Origin of the sequence: Stenotrophomonas sp. WZN-1 (genome assembly GCF_002192255.1) — a bacterium.
Taxonomy (GTDB): Bacteria; Pseudomonadota; Gammaproteobacteria; order Xanthomonadales; family Xanthomonadaceae; genus Stenotrophomonas.
This window is the reverse complement of sequence record NZ_CP021768.1, coordinates 1,911,626-1,927,328: the sequence shown is the minus strand read 5'-3', so window position 1 is coordinate 1,927,328 and position 15,703 is coordinate 1,911,626. Positions and strand designations below refer to the sequence as shown.

Genomic DNA, 15,703 nt, shown 5'->3' with positions numbered 1-15,703 from the left:
TCGGTCAACTCGATCAGTCCGGCGCCCACCGCAGCCACCTGTACCGGACTGAAGCAGTCGGAAGTCCACATGACTTCCAGCGCTGTTCACCCCGAAGACCGCCACCGAATCTGCGGCGAACCACCCACCAAGGATGCCCCATGAACCGCCGCCTTCCTTTCGTGATCGCGCTCACCCTCTCGGCATCGTGGACCCTCGCCGCCACGCCACTCCGAGCGGCCGAGGTGCATCCAGGCCCCACGTCATCGGCTGCCTGGGTCGCCCGCAGCAACCAGTACGCACAGATCCTGCTGGATGCGCAGGCGCCGTTCGGCCCCGAGGACATGTCGTTCATGGGCATCCCCGGCTACGACCGCCTCATCACCGACCTGCAACCGGGCTTCCCCGCGCGCTTCCGCGCCGCCAGCGCGAAGGCCCGCGACCAGCTGAAGGCACAGCGGGCCAACGAACAGGACCCGAACGTCCGTCAGGACCTGGACATCATGATCCGCGCCGCCGACGAGGCCATTGCCAGCAGCCAGCTCAACGAGCAGCTGTCACTGCCGTGGCGCGATGCGCCGCAGATCATGTTCAACGGTCTCCGCACCCTGCTCTCCGATCAGGCCACGCCGGAGCGCCGCGCATTCGCGGCACAACGCCTGCAGCGGTACGTGGGGCAGGACGGCACATCGCCGCCGTTCACCGAACTGGCCAAGGCCCGCTACACCGAACACGCGACTGATCACCGCCTGCTTCGGCCCTCCAAGGCAGAGGTCGAACAGGCCCTGGGCAACATCAACACCTACATCACCGGCATCCGGTCCCTGTTCGCCCGTTACCCGCAGCCTGGTGCCGAGGCCAGCCTGGCATTGATGGAAGCGCAGTTGAAGGACTACGCGCAATGGGTGCGTACGACGGTGCTGCCCGATGCGCGCGTAGATACGCGGCTGCCGCCTGCGCTGTATGCCAACCAGCTCCGGCAGATCGGCATCGACATCGATCCGCAGCTGCTGGTGCAGCGCGCGCAGGTGGAGTTCATGGAAACACGCGCGGCCATGCAGCAGCTGGCACCCCGTGTGGTCAAGGAACATGGATTGCAGGTCACCGATCCGCACGATCACGTCGCAGTGGTCCGCGCCCTGAAGAAGAATGCCATCCCCAACGAGCAGCTGGTCGCGCGCTATCAGCAGGCCATCAAGGCGATCGAGCCCATCATCCGCACCCAGCGCATCGTCGACTTGCCGGCCCGGCCGATAATCGTCCGCCTTGGCACCCCGGCGGAATCGGCCGTGGTGCAGGCCCCGCATCTGCTGCCGGCGCCGCTGGTCGGCAACACCGGGCAGCAGGGTCAGTTCGTCCTGCCCGTTGCACTGGCCACTGCCAACGGCAACACCCTGCACTACGACGACTTCAATTTCGATGCCGCGCGCTGGACGATGTCCGCCCACGAGGGACGGCCGGGCCACGAACTGCAGTTCACCGCGATGATCGAGCGTGGGGTCTCGCTGGCACGCACGCTGTTCGCGTTCAACTCCGTCAACATCGAAGGATGGGCGCTGTATACCGAAGCAGAAATGGTCCCGTACGAACCGCTCGACGGCCAGTTCATCGCCCTGCAGTTCCGCCTGATGCGCGCAGCACGGGCCATGCTCGATCCGATGATCAACCTGGGCCAGATCGACCGTCCCGCCGCAGCACGCATCCTGCGCGACGACGTCGGCCTGTCCGAAGCGATGATCCAGCAGGAGCTGGATCGCTACACCTTCAACGCACCGGGCCAGGCTGGCGCCTATTTCTATGGCTACAGCCGCATCCTCGAACTGCGCATGGAAACCGAGATCGCACTGGGCCACCGGTTCGACCGCCTTGCATTCAACAACTTCCTCATCGACCAGGGCCTGCTGCCGCCGGACGTTCTGGCCAAGGCAGTACGCGAGCAGTTCGTGCCCAGACAACACTAGCCCCGCCCGCCCACCCCCGGTCTTCCGGGGCCGGATTTGACATGCAGGTATTTACCTGCATATAGTCCGCTCAAGGGCGGCGCCTGCCGGCCCATCGCGAGGAACCCGCAATGGTGGATATCGCACACAGGGTCGGCATCAAGGCCCCCGCAAGCCAGGTGTACCAGGCCCTGGCCACGCCCGAAGGCGTCGCTGCCTGGTGGGCCGAAGACACCCAGGGCGACTGCGAGGTCGGCGGCACGGTCAGGGCTCGCTTCACGAACAACGGCCAGGAGATCGGCGCGATGGAAATGAAGCTGGAACAGCTCATTCCAGGCGAGCTCGTGCTCTGGCGGTTCCTAGCCGGACCTGCTGAATGGATCGGCACCCGCGCGCGCTTCGTGCTGAAGCAGGAAGGTGACTACTGCATCGTCCTGTTCACCCATGAAGGCTGGAAGGAACGCGTCGAGTTCACCTCCCACTGCAGTACCAAGTGGGCGGTTTTCCTGCTCAGCCTCAAAGCGCTGGTGGAATCCGGCAAGGGCCAGCCCAACCCACACGACATCAGGATCGACAACTGGAATTGAAGACGCCGCGCATGGATCCAGACAAGGTCTTCAAAGCCCTGGCCGATCCCACCCGCAGGACCCTGCTGGATCTGCTCTGCGAAGACAACGGGCAGACGCTCGGCCAGCTGTGCGAGCACCTGGAGATGGCCCGGCAATCGGTCACTCAGCACCTCGGCCTGCTGGAAGACGCCAACCTCATCAGCACCGTGCGCCGTGGACGCGAGAAGCTGCACTTCATCAACCCGATGCCGCTGCACGAGGTCTACGAGCGCTGGGTACGCAAGTTCGAGCAGCAGCGCCTCAGTCTGCTGCATGACCTGAAACGAGAACTGGAAGGAGAATGACGATGTCCGCAGCGTCCACCCGCTTCATCCACGTGATCTACATCGCCTCCACGCCGCAGAAGGTGTTCGAGGCCATCACCCGCCCCGAGATCGCCAGCCGCTACTGGGGCCACGAAAACGTTTCGGACTGGAAACCCGGCTCGCGCTGGCAGCATGTGCGCGCCAACGAAACGCGCTCGGTTGAACTGGTCGGCGAAGTGGTGGAAAGCACCCCACCCTCGCGGCTGGTCATCACCTGGGCCGCCGCCTCGCAGGCAGAGAACCCGGATGCCTACAGCCGCGTCACCTTCGATATCGTGCCCTACCAGGACATGGTGCGCCTGACCGTCACCCACGACGAACTGGAACCGGGCAGCGGCATGGATACCGGCATCCGCCAGGGCTGGCCGATCGTGCTGTCGAGCCTGAAGTCGTTGTTGGAGACCGGCAAGGGGCTGGATGTGTTTGCGAAACCGCAGTAAACGGCTGCGTCGGGACGACGCCGCAGGCGCCTTGGCTGCTGCGGCGTCGGCAATGCGGCCGATGCGGGTCCGCTAGCGGGCGGTCCAGCCACCGTCCACCGGCAACGCCGTGCCGGTGATCTGGGCGGCGGCATCCGAGGCCAGGAACACCACCACCTCGCCCAGCTGCTCGGGCGTCACGAACTGCAACGAAGGCTGCTTCTCGGCCAACAGCGCGCGCGCGGCGGACTCTTGATCCGTGCCTTCGCGCTCCGCCAACGCAGTGATCTGTTGCTCGACCAGCGCCGTCCGCACCCAGCCCGGGCAGATGGCATTGGCGGTGATGCCGGTGCCCGCATTCTCCAGCGCGGTCACCTTGGTGAAGCCCACCACGCCATGCTTGGCCGCCACATAGGCCGATTTGTTCACCGAGCCGACCAGCCCGTGTACCGACGCAATGTTGATGACGCGGCCGGCGCCCTGCTGCTTCATGTGGGGCAAGGCCGCCGCCGTGGCATGAAACACCGCCGAGAGATTCAGCGCCAGGATCGCATCCCACTTCTCGACCGGAAACTCCTCGATCGACGCGGTGTGCTGGATGCCGGCATTGTTCACCAGGATGTCGATGCGGCCCATCGTCGCGACGGCGCGATCGATCAGTCCGCGCACCGCCTCGCCACGGGACAGGTCGGCACCGTCATGCGCCACGCGAACACCGAACTCGGTTTCCAACCGGGAACGGAGGCGTTCAATCTCCGCCGCATCACCAAATCCATTCAGCACGATGTCGGCACCCTGCCTCGCCAGCGCCGTGGCAATGCCAAGACCGATACCGCTGGTGGAGCCGGTGACCACCGCAACCTTTCCAGAGAACATGGGTGAGCTTCCAAGGGGCGTAGGAAGGCAGTGTAGCCCTCTGGATCCACCACACGCTTGGATCAGTAGATCCACGCCATGCGTGGATGCTTCCCCTCGGCAAAAATCCACATTCCCCCTATATTCACCCCAATCCACCCATGGATGGCCCGATGAACCCCTGCAAGGCCCTGCTGCCCACCGTAGTTGCCGCACTGCTCGCCCCTGCCATCAGCCAGGCCGCGCCGCCTGCTCAGGACGCGACGCCACTCACCACCGGCAGCGTGCGGCTTGATATTGCCAGCGGCCGTGTCGAGGGCGATGTCTGCGTGTCCAACCTCCCAGACGCATCAGAGGGCTCATTCGTGCTCAACGCCGGCCTGAACGTCGCGCGGGTCACCGACGGTGACGGCAAGCCGGTAGGGTTCGATGGCTGGTACGACCCGGGCGTGGACGGCGAGGCACGCATCTACACCCTGGCTGAGCCCGCTGCCACGCTCTGCGTGCAGTACGTGGGCGCGTTCCCGCTGTACCCGAAGCACGACGCCCCGACGGACTTCAAGGGCTTGATGGCCTTCAACGGCGACAGTGCTCGCTTCACCGAACAGTCCGCATGGCTGCCGCAGGCGTTTGATCCCAAGGCCCGCGTGCGCAGCAGCGAAAGCCGCTACGACCTGCAGGTGGACTGCAGCGGCTGCCGCTTCCTGTATCTCAACGGCAGCCCAGCCATCGAAGGCGCGCAGGGGCGATTCCGCAGCGACAACGCGCGGCCGATCCTGCTGTTCGGCGGCAGCGGCCCGATCACCCGCACCGCGCAGGTCACGATCCTCAATGAGAGCCTGCCCCCGGCCAAGGTCGAGGCACTGTCCAGCACGGTGCAGAAGATAGCCGACGTGCACAGCCGCTACATGGGCGTGCCACTGGCCGACCGCCCCACCTTCCTGCGCATGGTCACGCTCAACCAGATCGAGCGCGACCGCGAGGGCAGCGAATGGGGCTTTGCCACCTGGCCGACCATCGCCATGAGCGGCAGCGTCGGAAACGTCGCGGATTCGCTGCTGGCCGGTGGCGAGAACGCCGAGCGACGCGTGCAGTACATCGCGCACGAAATGGGCCACTACTACTTCGGTACGCTGAACCGTCCGCAGGGTCCCTACTTCTGGGTGCTGCTGGAATCCAGCGCCGAGTTCCTGTCGATCAAGGCGCTGCGTGAGATCAGTGGCGATGCCGCGGCGGATCGCTATATCGCGCGACTGCAATCGGCCATCGACACGCAGGAGAAGCCGCTGCCCGCATTCGATGCCATCGACGGCAGCTCGGATCTGGGCGAGATGTATCGCTACGTCTATGCCCCTTTGCTGCTGCTCTCGCTGGAGAAGCAGGTTGGCGAAGCGAAAATGCAGGCCTTCATGCGCGGACTGCTGGCCGCGCCTTCACCGAGGAGCTGGGCAGAGTTGCAGACCATCGCGCTGAAGGCTGGCATCGATACCAAGGCTTGGGAGCATTGGCGGGCCAGCTGCGTGGCTGGCGGTAGGCAGAGGTGTCAAGGTTGACACCTCGGCGGCCAACCGTCGCCTGATCGCACCACCCACAAGGGCGCCCATCGGCGCCCTTGCTGCTTGCCTGGATATCAAGAGCGAAATGTCGCTTACGCCCCGTCGGGATGGGTAGAATTGGCCAAATCGTGTCGCATAAGGCCATGCCATGGAACACCCTCTTGTCGAGGTTCAGGGCGCTGCCCAAGCGCTCAAGGAATTTGCCGAAGCCCGTGATTGGGCGCAGTTCCACTCCCCCAAGAACCTTGTCATGGCCCTCTCTGGTGAAGTTGGAGAGCTGAACGAAATATTCCAGTGGATGACGGAGGCCGACTCCTTCAAGGCAGCTTCCTCTGAAGCCACCGCCAAGGCGGTGCGCGATGAGATCGCCGATGTAGCCCTGTACCTCATCCGGCTGTCGGACGTGCTCGGCATCGACCTGAATGAAGCCGTCAGCAGCAAGCTGGCCATGAATGCCGCCAAATACCCGGTCGACCTCTCGCGTGGCGTCAGCACCAAGTACAACAAGCTGGTGCAGCCATGATCGTCTATCAGGCAGACAAGGGCACCTTCCTTCGTCAGTGCAACGATCAGGAGATCGACCAGGTCATCCTCGCCAGCTACAAGGCAGCGACCAACACCAAGGTCAGCGATTCCGAAGTCAAATCCTGGCGCGCCTCACTGGGATACGTCGCGCGTGCGCTGAACGACCCTTCCATCCCCGGTGACATCGGCGTAGCAGTGGAGTTCATTCTTCCGCAATCGCGAAAGCGCATCGATGTTGTCCTGACCGGGCATGCCGAAGATGGTTCGCCACACGTCATCATCGTAGAACTCAAGCAGTGGTCAGCCGTCAAACCGTCCAGTCGCGACGCCATGATCGAGTTGCACGCCGGGAACTTGCGCGTCCATCCAAGCTATCAGGCCTGGTCCTATGCAGCGTTCCTGGAAGGCTTCAACGAGGCCGTCCATGAAGGACGGCTCCAACTCCACCCTTGCGCCTACTTGCACGAGTACGAGCCAGATGGCGTCATCAACTCACCGCACTATCAGCCCTACATCCAGCGCGCCCCACTCTTCCTCAAGGGCACGCCTGAACTTGAGAGGCTGCGTAGCTTCATCAGTCGATACACAAGCAAGGGCAATGGCCTCCCGGTGTTGGCCGAACTGGACAGCGGCCGCATCCGTCCCTCCAAGGTGCTCGCCGACGAAGTGTATCGGCTGCTATCGGGAAACAGCGCTTTTACCTTGCTTGACGAGCAGAAACACGTGTTCGAAGCCGCCAAGGCAGCATGCACGCAAGCACATGCTGACGGAAAACCTCGTGTCATCATCGTTGAGGGGGGTCCGGGCACAGGCAAGTCAGTCGTCGCCGTGAATCTTCTTGCCACGCTGCGTAATGGCCTGAACGTCAGGTACGTCTCGAAGAATGCCGCACCACGCGCGGTCTACAGTCGCTCGCTCGGAAAATCAAAAGACAACGCACATCTGCACCAGCTTTTTGACGGCTCCGGCCAGTTCATCGATTCCCCTCAGAACGACTTTGACGCTCTGATCGTCGATGAAGCGCACCGGCTTACCGAGCAAGGCGGATTCTACGGAAACGAGGGCAAGAACCAGATCATGGAGCTGATCAATGCCGCCCGGTGCAGTGTGTTCTTCATTGATGAAGACCAACGGGTCACGCTCAAGGATATTGGCACCAAGGAAGCCATTCGGGAATTTGCGGTCGCCCGCGGTGCCACCGTAGAGGAATACGCGCTGTCTTCGCAGTTCCGCTGTGCAGGCTCGGACGGCTATCTGGCATGGCTGGATGACGTGCTTCAAATCCGCCCAACCGCAAACACCACGCTGGACGAGATCAGTTACGACTTCCAGATTTTCAACGACCCATCCGCGCTTCATGCCGCCATCGAAGCAAAGAACACCGCCAACCGTGCACGCGTCGTAGCCGGCTACTGTTGGCCGTGGAAAAGCAAGAAGAACGATGAGGAGATGGATATTGTCATCGGCAGCTATCAGCGGCAATGGAACCTCAACGACGCTGAAATCCCTTGGATCGTCTCCCCAGACTCGATTGACCAGGTGGGTTGCATCCACACCAGCCAGGGGCTGGAAGTCGACTACATCGGGGTAATCATCGGACCGGACCTCGTTATGGAAAACGGCGCCCTCAAGACAGTGCCACGCGCGCGCGCTCGGCACGACAAGACCATGTTGGGGTACGTGAAGCTCTCAAAGTCCCATCCCGCCCATGCCGCCGAGCTTGCGGACACCATCATCAAGAACACCTACCGCACCTTGATGACACGAGGGATGAAGGGCTGCTACGTCTACGCGACCGATCCGCAAGTTGCCGCCTATTTCGCAGCCCGACTGCAGCGACAGGCAGCCGTCGAACAGGCGGTTGAAGTGGAGGCCTAAGCGCCTCCACCTGACAGCTGACCAGGGGTAGATCCACGTCACGCGCGGATGCTCTCTCTCAACGCCCCATCACTTCCAATGATCCGGCCCCAGGAACGGCAGGCTCAACACAAACACCGGAACCGCCACGGGAATCAACGCCGCGCCCAGCACCTTGCCGGCCGCCGTCCCCACACCCGGCTTGTCCTCCCTCTCCGGCAGGATCCGCTGCGCCCGCGCACTGATCGGCTGCGCCAGCTTGCCCTTCTCCGCCAGCGCAGCGGCATCCGGCAACTTCACCCGCTCGCCGTCGCCCTCGAACAGCGCGCTGTAATAGCTGCCGCCCTTCCTTGAAAGATTGCAGGCGCGATCAAACGCCAGCGCGTAGCGGCTGCGATCCTGCGGCAGGTAGTAGCGCGCCCGCTCATCCACATACTTCGCCTCGCGCGGGAGCACCTCAATCCGCTCCAGCTTGAACTGCGCGGCCTGTTCCGGCGTCACCTGCTCCGGCCGCAGCAGCAGCGCATAGCTGCCGTGCACCTTGGCCTTGTTGGCCGGGTCGCGCCAATCCTCATGGAAGTACATCTGCGCGCAGGCCACGGCCTCGCGCAGCGGGCTGTCCATCAGCGCGCGGTACTCGCGGAACGGCGCGGCATTGAAACGCATCGGCTCGTCATAGCGCGGTAGCAGGTACAGCTGGCCGTCGTCGGCCACGAACGCACTGGTGATCTCGCGGCTAGAAGCGTGTTCCTCCGGGCCACTGGCACAGCCGGATAGCAGACCAAGGCACAGGGCGGAGAGAATGAAGGAGGACGTTCGCATGTCGTGTTCGTGGGCTTCCCTGGGAAAACAGCCCCGCCCGGAAGGACGAGGCCAGCCCGCCATGGTGCCACGGCAGCCCCGCCATGCCCAATCGAACGACTGGAGATCGAGCGGCTTCAGGCCGCTCGCGCTGATCAGCCGCGGCCAAGGGCGCGTACAGAACACACGCGCTCCGGCATGATGATCGCGCGGGTCGGCGTGCTATATTGAGTCTGCCTGAGCATCCATTTTCTGTGACGTCCCTGGATTGAGTCCGGACCGAGCGCCACAGGTATATCCCCGTTCGGCCTTTCCGTAACGCTTGGGGATTATCCACTCACCAGCGCGCCAGATTGCTCCTTGGTTAGTGAAATGAGCCAGTGGGTGCGGGCCATCCTTCTTGGCCAACGGCCAGAGCAGCCACTCGGCATGCATTAGAAAGAACGCCACGATATAAGCCGCATTTCAAGCGTGTCGATTACGGCATCAGCCGGTGGGCGTCGCCGTTGGCTGGTGGTGCCCGTATTGTGTTGTTACGGCGCGGCGCACTGTCCCGCTGCAGCAGCGCCTGATGGACCCAAAAGGCACTCTGGCGTTCCGCATTGGCGGGGTTGCAGGCCATCACCCTTTCGCCCTGGCCCGACGCCGGCAGCATCGTGATTGCTGCCATATCTGTCGCAATCACCAAGCACTTTGCCCCGCTAGCGGGGAACGGATGAAGAAGAACGCCCACTCTTGAGAGGAGAACGCGGTAATGAACGCAGATGATGTGAAGTCGATATCGATGATGGACCCGCTCGCGAAGCAGCACACAGATGGATCGAATGCATCCAGGCGCACCATCTATGTAGATCTTGATGGCGTAATGGCCGACTTCGATGCGGCATTCCCCGCCCTGTTTGGCCTGGACCACCGCGTGCTTGCCGACGATGAAATGTGGAAGCACATCAACAACCACCCGTCATTCTTCCGCGACCTTCCGCCGATGCAAGGTGCAGTGGAGTTCTTCCACAGCATCCACCACTTGAATCCGGTGATTCTCACCGCCTGCCCGAAATCGAACTATCCGCTCGCTGCCATGCAGAAGCGACAGTGGGTTCGCGAACACCTGTCAGCAACCTGCCTGGTGTTGCCTGTGCTTGGTGGCAGGCATAAGCCTCTTTTCATGCACCAGCCGGGCGATGTTCTGATCGATGATTTCGAAGCGAACTGTGATGCCTGGACAGCGGCCGGAGGCGTGGCGATCAGGCACGCCGGCAATTGGACCGCGACGCATCACGCGCTTTCCCAGATTGAAGATCTGTCAGGGGCAGCGTTCGCGAAGGGCTGATGCCCTCTCTGCCGACCACGTTGGCACTTCCATAGTCAGGCCGAGGAGCGGGCCCCTCGGCCCACAAGGCTGGCAGCCTGCTGTGTATCCCTGCCCTACTTCAACCGCTCCACCAACCGCTGCCCCACCTCCAGCGCCGAGGCCGGGTTCTGCCCGGTAATCAGCTCGCGGTCCACCACCACATGCCCGGTCCACGGCGCGGCATTGCTGCTGAACTTCGCCCCGGCCCGCTGCAGCGCGGTCTGCGGGTAGAACTTCATCTCACCGCCACCCAACAGCGGCTTGGCCTGCGCTTCTTCCTGGTTGCTGATCACCGTCATCTGGTAGCCGCTGTAGATCCACTTCGGCGTGGCAGGTGTCGCACCCGCTTCCAGCTTTGCCACGAAACCCGCCGCATCCGGCAGCGTGGAAAGCAGCGCGATCGGGCCGTGGCAGACCAGTGCGGTGGTCTTGTTGCGCTGGTGGAAGTCGGCCAGCAACCGGCCCAGCGCCGGGCTCTTCAGCAGGTCCTGCATCGGCGCGTGGCCACCGGGAATGTAGACCGCATCGAAACGTGCGTAGCCCTGCTGTTCAACGCGCGCCAGGCTGACCACCGGCGAGGCCGTCGGCGAGGTCAGCGCCAGTTTCTCCAGCAGATCCTTGTGCAGCTCCAGCGGCGCGGCATCGTTGCCGAAGTACGCCGCCGTCACCGAGGACGCATCCACCGTCGGCGCCCGCCCCTGCGGCGTGGCGAAGGTCACCTCGTGGCCCGCGTCCAGCAGCAGCTTGACCGGCTGCATCAACTCGTTGAGATAGAAGCCGGTGGACAGCACCTTGCCGTCCTTCAGGTCCAGGTGGTTTTCGTCGGACAGCACCACCAGCACGTTGGCGGCATGCGCACCGGTGGCGGCCAGGGTCAGAGCCAGCGCTGCGGCCAGCCGGGTCATCAGGTTCATGGGGAACTCCTATCGGGGAATGGCGGCCACTTTATTCATCGCCCCAGCGGCGATAAATTGGCCCCATCGCAAAACATCTGTTCGCCGGAGAGCCAAATGAGCCGCAAGTTCGACTACCTGGGCGATGTGGAGGTGTTCCTGGCGGTGGTCGAGCACGGCTCGTTCACGGCCGGCGCGGTCGCGCTGTCCACTACGCCCTCGGTGCTGAGCCGGGCGGTCACCCGCCTGGAAGCGCGGCTGGGCCGACAGCTGCTGCAGCGGACCACCCGCCGCGTGGGCCTGACCGACGCCGGGCGGCTCTATCTGGAACAGGTGCGCACCGCCTTCGGCCTGCTGGACGACGCCGAGCGCGACGTACTGGCCCAGGACGGCGCGCTGGCCGGCCGCGTGCGCCTGAGCGTGCCCACCACCTATGGGCACTACCGGCTGCCGCCCGTGCTGGCGCGCTTTGCGCAGCAGTACCCGCAGGTGCAGGTGGAACTGAACATTACCAACCGCAACGTGGACCTGGTGGCCGAAGGCTTCGACCTGGCCATCCGCCTGGGCCAGCTGCCGGACAGCGGGCTGGTGGCGCGCAAGCTCGAGGACGCCCCGCTGCTGCTGGTGGCCGCGCCAGACTACCTGCAGCGCCGGGGTACGCCGCAGACGCTGGACGATCTGCAGCAGCACCTGTGCCTGCCGTTCGTGATGCCGCGCACCGGGCGGCTGGCCCCGTGGATCTTCCGCGACGGCGGGCGCGACGTGGACTGGCTGCCGCGTTCGTCCATCGAGACCTCCGACGATGTGCTGGGCGTGGTGTCGCTGGCCGAACAGGGCATCGGCATCTGCCAGAGCTATGAGTTCATCGTGCGCGAGCGGTTGCAGCGGGGGCAGCTGGTGGAGGTGTTGCCGCAGCTGCGCGGGCGGTCGCGGCCGTTCTCGGTGATCTATGCGCCGCATCGGCGTCAGTCGGCGGCGGCGCGGGCGATGATTGAATTGCTGGTGGGGAATGCGGCTGAGGCTGGCGTTGGTTGAAGCCGGGGGCTTGTCAGCGGTGTCGGGTTTGAACCGCTTTTCGGGCTATGCGGCTGATCGCGCGCCGTTGCTTGGCGAGGCGGACTAAGAGCTTTTGCAAAGCAGGTCGTCGCGCTATTCGCTTGTCGCGTGGGCGATTGCGCCACTTTGATTCGCAATCAACGGAGCAGCTTCGCGAATGCGTCCGGCGGTGTCGCGGCCTGCACGAATGCTGCGTGCAACAATAGTTCTTCGCTCTCGAATTCCACTTCGTGTTCGCCATTTTCTATTGGCGTTCGAAGCGGCGGTGTAAACACCATGGCGCGCCACCGACAACGGGTGGCCGGGCGTGCAAACCCGAGACGTAGAGTGAAAACGCTTGCCAGTCGGCACCGTCCTTGGGGCGGTGCCGGCTGGCAATCCGTCGGCCTATATGGCGGACGGTGCGTGGGGGCCTTCGGGCCCGCCGGTCACTTCTCTGCGTCCCGGTTTGCAACCCGCACCGTCCGCCACCCGCTCACACGGTGGCGCTGTTAAGCACAGCCACGGAAGCCGACGCCATGAACGAATCCGACACCTTCTCCTCGTACACCGTTGTTGAACCCATCAACGACGACACTCCCCTGCCCGACCTGAACTCCCTGCTCGGCATCCTCAAGCGCATGCGCGGCTGCGAGGGCGCTGATGGTCATCCCTGGCCAGAAACCGATGTGTCACCCGGCCGCCGCGTGAGCCTGGCGCGGAGCGAGCGCGCAATGGTCGGGGCGCTGACGGTACTGGAGCTGCTGCATGCAGCGGATCGCTGCCGGGTGGCAGCAGACCCGGAGCGGCATCTGGATGAGGGGGTTGTGGATGGCCTGTTCTTGGCTTGCCGGGGGCTGGTTGAGTGGGCTTGCCGGGAGGTTAGGCCGGAGTGTTCTACTTGATCCAAGCACACCTGCGCCAGACTTCCTCGAGCGAGGTATCGACCGACGTCCGATTCCGGCTAGAAGCGGACATTCGTTGGAGGTTCCATCGCGATATTGATCCGCGCCAGAATGAACCCATAGCTGGTGCAGTCAGACTCTCAAAGTTGCAGCAGCCCCAAAGATAATCTACAACTGCTACGTCTGCGCCACACCAATGGTCACTCTTAGGGGGAGGGGGCATGTTTAACCAGATTGACATCACCCAATTCGGAAGCTTCAGTGGTCTTAACTGGAAGAAGAGCGTGCGTGATCGTGGCAACGCAGTCCAGGATTTCAAGCGTCTGAATATCCTCTATGGTCGCAATTATTCTGGTAAAACCACTCTTTCCCGAATCTTCCGGGCGCTCGAAACGGGACGCATGCCTTCAAACTACGCTGGCGCGACCTTCACCATCCGCGGAGACAAAGGTGATGTAACTCAGACTAGCATCGCTGACCATGACTACGATATCCGAGTCTACAACCGGGATTTCGTCAGTGAAAATCTTAGCTTCCTGATCAATCAGGACGTTGGAGGGGAGATAAAGTCCTTCGCAATCGTCGGTGAGAAGAACAAGGAGATCGAGAATGAAATCACAGCCATCCAGGAAAAACTTGGCAGCTCAGAATCCAAGACGGGCCTTCGGCACGATCTAGCTACCAAGAGGAAAGAAAGAGATCGGAACAAGAACAACCATAAGAGTGCTTTTGATGCACTGGAAAGCAAGCTTCGCTCTCATGCCAACGAGAACATTAAGCAGAACCGCACCTATGGCCCCGCCGTCTATAACATAGAAAGCATCAAGAGGGACATCACTTCCGTCAAAAAGGCCGGATTCACGCCATTGACAACCGAAGAACAAGCAATAAAGGTAAACCTCTTAAAGCAAGAGGCCCTACCTGACATTGCCGACACCGTAACGATCAGCCTCAAGCACGACTCACTGAGCAAGACCGCTGAAGAGCTACTTTCAAGATTAATCAAGCCAACTCAAGCGATTCAGGAGCTATTGATTGAGGCCACCCTTCAAGCGTGGGTGAAGCAAGGCATAGCACTGCACAAAGACAAGCGAGACACGTGCGCCTTTTGTCGTCAGAGCCTTCCTCATAACATGTGGGAGGTTCTGGACTCACATTTCAGCAAGGAATCATCTGATCTTGAGTCATCCATCGATTCATGCATGGCCTTGCTCACCAGCGAAATTCAAGCCATACCTAGCTTCTTGACTTTAAGTGGCGACAAGTTCTATGCAGAGGAAATGGCTTCGTTTGAGGCCAGCAAAGGATTACTCACTGAATGCCTAGTGGTTTACAAGCAAGACTTGGAAATGCTCAAGGCCGCATTAAATGCGAGAAAGAGCAACCTCTTTCAGCAGGTTGCCATGCCGCTCTCCAAGCATGATCCAGAGGCAATTCAGAGATGTGCCCACGATATAAATGATCTAATCGGAAAGAGCAATGGCCGAACCGACTCCCTAGAGAAGGACAAGGGCTCCGCGCGAGAGGCATTACGACTCGCCGATGTTGCCTCCTTCATCAGCGCCATCAACTACGATGCAGAGGTGGCCCGCATAGCGGACCTTAAGACAGACGCCGACATTACCAGTACTGCGTATGGTGACGCGGAAGCCGAGATTATCAAGCTCGAAGCCCATATCTCCCTCCTCCTAAGCCAACAAAAGGATGAACGCAAAGGTGCGGAGCATGTCAATTCCTTGCTCAACCATTTCTTTGGTCATGATGGAATCAAGCTTGAGGCCAGGGACAATGCGGAGAGGAACGTCGTCAAATTTGAGATAGTTCGAGATGGGAAACCCGCCTACAACTTAAGTGAAGGCGAATGCAGTCTGATTGCCTTTTGCTACTTCATTGCCAGACTGGAAGAACCTGAAAGCAAGGGCAAGGATTTGATTGTCTACATTGACGATCCGATCTCCAGCCTAGACGGGAACCACATCTTCTTCATGTTCAGCCTGATCGAGAGCCTGATTGCCAAGCCGTTCAAGAATGCGGACGGATCTAATGGCTATCGCTACCGTCAGCTCTTCATCTCCACTCACAACCTTGACTTCTTAAAATATCTCAAGAGGTTGTCGACACCTAAAAAAAAGTTGCCAACTGGGGAAGGGAAGGCCAAGAGCGTTGATGACAGTGAGCATTTCATGGTGGAGCGAAATGGCCCCACAAGCGACATATTACTGATGCCGTCCTATCTGAAGGACTACGTCACTGAGTTCAACTACCTCTTCCATCAGATATACAAATGCCGGAACCAACACACCGCGCATGATGCGCACGAGCCGTTCTATAGCTTTGGGAACAACCTTCGCAAGTTCCTAGAAGCCTTCTTGTTCTTCAAGCTCCCCTACCACGACGACAAGAACGATGCGCTTGAGCGAATCAAGAAATTCTTTGGAAATGAAGACGCAACTGCAATATCCCTAATTAATCGACTCAACAATGAATTTTCTCATCTTGAATCGACACCAGATCGTGGATTCAAACCTATAGAAATTCCAGAGATATCCAAAGTGGCCAACTTTGTCTTAGATAAAATATTCTCCTCAGACCCCCATCAATACAATGCCCTACTCAAGAGCATTGGAGAGCCACCTAGGGCACAATAATGACA

14 protein-coding genes are annotated in these 15,703 nt (G+C 61.3%); 11 read left to right on the top strand and 3 right to left on the bottom strand.

Features of this window, described 5'->3' with window-relative positions:
• Positions 1 to 140 precede the first annotated feature (140 nt).
• The 4 genes from CCR98_RS09150 (at position 141) to CCR98_RS09135 (ending at position 3,293) form a co-directional block, all read left to right on the top strand.
• Positions 141 to 1,940, top strand: a complete 1,800-nt coding sequence (locus CCR98_RS09150; protein ID WP_087922335.1) for a DUF885 domain-containing protein — start codon at positions 141 to 143, stop codon at positions 1,938 to 1,940.
• Between the two features lie 110 nt (positions 1,941 to 2,050).
• A complete protein-coding gene (locus CCR98_RS09145; RefSeq protein ID WP_087922334.1) occupies positions 2,051 to 2,506 on the top strand; it encodes an SRPBCC domain-containing protein in 456 nt (151 codons plus the stop codon).
• A gap of 11 nt (positions 2,507 to 2,517) precedes the next feature.
• A complete protein-coding gene (locus CCR98_RS09140; protein WP_087922333.1) occupies positions 2,518 to 2,832 on the top strand; it encodes a metalloregulator ArsR/SmtB family transcription factor in 315 nt (104 codons plus the stop codon).
• Positions 2,833 to 2,834: 2 nt separating this feature from the next.
• Positions 2,835 to 3,293, top strand: coding sequence for an SRPBCC family protein (locus CCR98_RS09135; protein ID WP_087922332.1), 459 nt, complete (start codon positions 2,835 to 2,837; stop codon positions 3,291 to 3,293).
• A 72-nt stretch (positions 3,294 to 3,365) separates the two neighbouring features.
• On the opposite strand, the gene CCR98_RS09130 is transcribed toward CCR98_RS09135, so the two are convergent.
• On the bottom strand, positions 3,366 to 4,148 hold the full coding sequence (locus CCR98_RS09130; RefSeq protein WP_087922331.1) for a 3-hydroxybutyrate dehydrogenase: 783 nt from the start codon (positions 4,146 to 4,148) through the stop codon (positions 3,366 to 3,368).
• 152 nt (positions 4,149 to 4,300) lie between these two features.
• Between CCR98_RS09130 and CCR98_RS09125 the strand changes: the two genes are divergently transcribed.
• The 3 genes from CCR98_RS09125 to CCR98_RS09115 all read left to right on the top strand — a co-directional run bounded on the left by CCR98_RS09125 (position 4,301) and on the right by CCR98_RS09115 (position 8,086).
• A complete protein-coding gene (locus tag CCR98_RS09125) occupies positions 4,301 to 5,680 on the top strand; it encodes a hypothetical protein (protein ID WP_087922330.1) in 1,380 nt (459 codons plus the stop codon).
• Positions 5,681 to 5,831: 151 nt separating this feature from the next.
• Positions 5,832 to 6,206, top strand: coding sequence for a nucleotide pyrophosphohydrolase (locus tag CCR98_RS09120; RefSeq protein WP_087922329.1), 375 nt, complete (start codon positions 5,832 to 5,834; stop codon positions 6,204 to 6,206).
• Positions 6,203 to 8,086, top strand: coding sequence for a DUF2075 domain-containing protein (locus CCR98_RS09115; protein ID WP_087922328.1), 1,884 nt, complete (start codon positions 6,203 to 6,205; stop codon positions 8,084 to 8,086). Before CCR98_RS09120 ends, CCR98_RS09115 begins: the two co-directional genes overlap by 4 nt.
• A 69-nt stretch (positions 8,087 to 8,155) precedes the next feature.
• Here the strand turns inward: CCR98_RS09115 and CCR98_RS09110 are convergent, their stop codons facing one another.
• Positions 8,156 to 8,887: a hypothetical protein gene (locus CCR98_RS09110; RefSeq protein WP_087922327.1), complete on the bottom strand. Its 732-nt coding sequence runs from the start codon at positions 8,885 to 8,887 to the stop codon at positions 8,156 to 8,158.
• Positions 8,888 to 9,620: 733 nt separating this feature from the next.
• Between CCR98_RS09110 and CCR98_RS09100 the strand changes: the two genes are divergently transcribed.
• Complete coding sequence (locus CCR98_RS09100) at positions 9,621 to 10,196, top strand: hypothetical protein (RefSeq protein ID WP_087922325.1); 576 nt, start codon at positions 9,621 to 9,623, stop codon at positions 10,194 to 10,196.
• A gap of 95 nt (positions 10,197 to 10,291) precedes the next feature.
• Here CCR98_RS09100 and CCR98_RS09095 read toward each other — a convergent pair whose 3' ends face one another.
• Positions 10,292 to 11,131 carry a type 1 glutamine amidotransferase domain-containing protein gene (locus CCR98_RS09095; RefSeq protein WP_087922324.1) on the bottom strand — a complete coding sequence of 280 codons (840 nt, stop codon included), beginning with the start codon at positions 11,129 to 11,131 and terminating at the stop codon, positions 10,292 to 10,294.
• A gap of 96 nt (positions 11,132 to 11,227) precedes the next feature.
• On the opposite strand from CCR98_RS09095, the gene CCR98_RS09090 reads away from it, so the two are divergent.
• The 3 genes from CCR98_RS09090 (at position 11,228) to CCR98_RS09080 (ending at position 15,698) form a co-directional block, all read left to right on the top strand.
• Positions 11,228 to 12,145 carry a LysR family transcriptional regulator gene (locus CCR98_RS09090; RefSeq protein WP_087922323.1) on the top strand — a complete coding sequence of 306 codons (918 nt, stop codon included), beginning with the start codon at positions 11,228 to 11,230 and terminating at the stop codon, positions 12,143 to 12,145.
• A 539-nt stretch (positions 12,146 to 12,684) separates the two neighbouring features.
• Positions 12,685 to 13,050, top strand: coding sequence for a hypothetical protein (locus CCR98_RS09085; protein ID WP_087922322.1), 366 nt, complete (start codon positions 12,685 to 12,687; stop codon positions 13,048 to 13,050).
• Positions 13,051 to 13,271: 221 nt separating this feature from the next.
• Positions 13,272 to 15,698: an AAA family ATPase gene (locus CCR98_RS09080; RefSeq protein WP_087922321.1), complete on the top strand. Its 2,427-nt coding sequence runs from the start codon at positions 13,272 to 13,274 to the stop codon at positions 15,696 to 15,698.
• Positions 15,699 to 15,703 lie beyond the last annotated feature (5 nt).

Bases quoted from the DNA above. Each gene is read 5' to 3' on its own strand.
- CCR98_RS09150 (WP_087922335.1), top strand. From the start codon at position 141: ATGAACCGCCGCCTTCCTTTCGTGATCGCGCTCACCCTCTCGGCATCG.
- CCR98_RS09145 (WP_087922334.1), top strand. From the start codon at position 2,051: ATGGTGGATATCGCACACAGGGTCGGCATCAAGGCCCCCGCAAGCCAG.
- CCR98_RS09140 (WP_087922333.1), top strand. From the start codon at position 2,518: ATGGATCCAGACAAGGTCTTCAAAGCCCTGGCCGATCCCACCCGCAGG.
- CCR98_RS09135 (WP_087922332.1), top strand. From the start codon at position 2,835: ATGTCCGCAGCGTCCACCCGCTTCATCCACGTGATCTACATCGCCTCC.
- CCR98_RS09130 (WP_087922331.1), bottom strand. From the start codon at position 4,148: ATGTTCTCTGGAAAGGTTGCGGTGGTCACCGGCTCCACCAGCGGTATC.
- CCR98_RS09125 (WP_087922330.1), top strand. From the start codon at position 4,301: ATGAACCCCTGCAAGGCCCTGCTGCCCACCGTAGTTGCCGCACTGCTC.
- CCR98_RS09120 (WP_087922329.1), top strand. From the start codon at position 5,832: ATGGAACACCCTCTTGTCGAGGTTCAGGGCGCTGCCCAAGCGCTCAAG.
- CCR98_RS09115 (WP_087922328.1), top strand. From the start codon at position 6,203: ATGATCGTCTATCAGGCAGACAAGGGCACCTTCCTTCGTCAGTGCAAC.
- CCR98_RS09110 (WP_087922327.1), bottom strand. From the start codon at position 8,887: ATGCGAACGTCCTCCTTCATTCTCTCCGCCCTGTGCCTTGGTCTGCTA.
- CCR98_RS09100 (WP_087922325.1), top strand. From the start codon at position 9,621: ATGAACGCAGATGATGTGAAGTCGATATCGATGATGGACCCGCTCGCG.
- CCR98_RS09095 (WP_087922324.1), bottom strand. From the start codon at position 11,131: ATGAACCTGATGACCCGGCTGGCCGCAGCGCTGGCTCTGACCCTGGCC.
- CCR98_RS09090 (WP_087922323.1), top strand. From the start codon at position 11,228: ATGAGCCGCAAGTTCGACTACCTGGGCGATGTGGAGGTGTTCCTGGCG.
- CCR98_RS09085 (WP_087922322.1), top strand. From the start codon at position 12,685: ATGAACGAATCCGACACCTTCTCCTCGTACACCGTTGTTGAACCCATC.
- CCR98_RS09080 (WP_087922321.1), top strand. From the start codon at position 13,272: ATGTTTAACCAGATTGACATCACCCAATTCGGAAGCTTCAGTGGTCTT.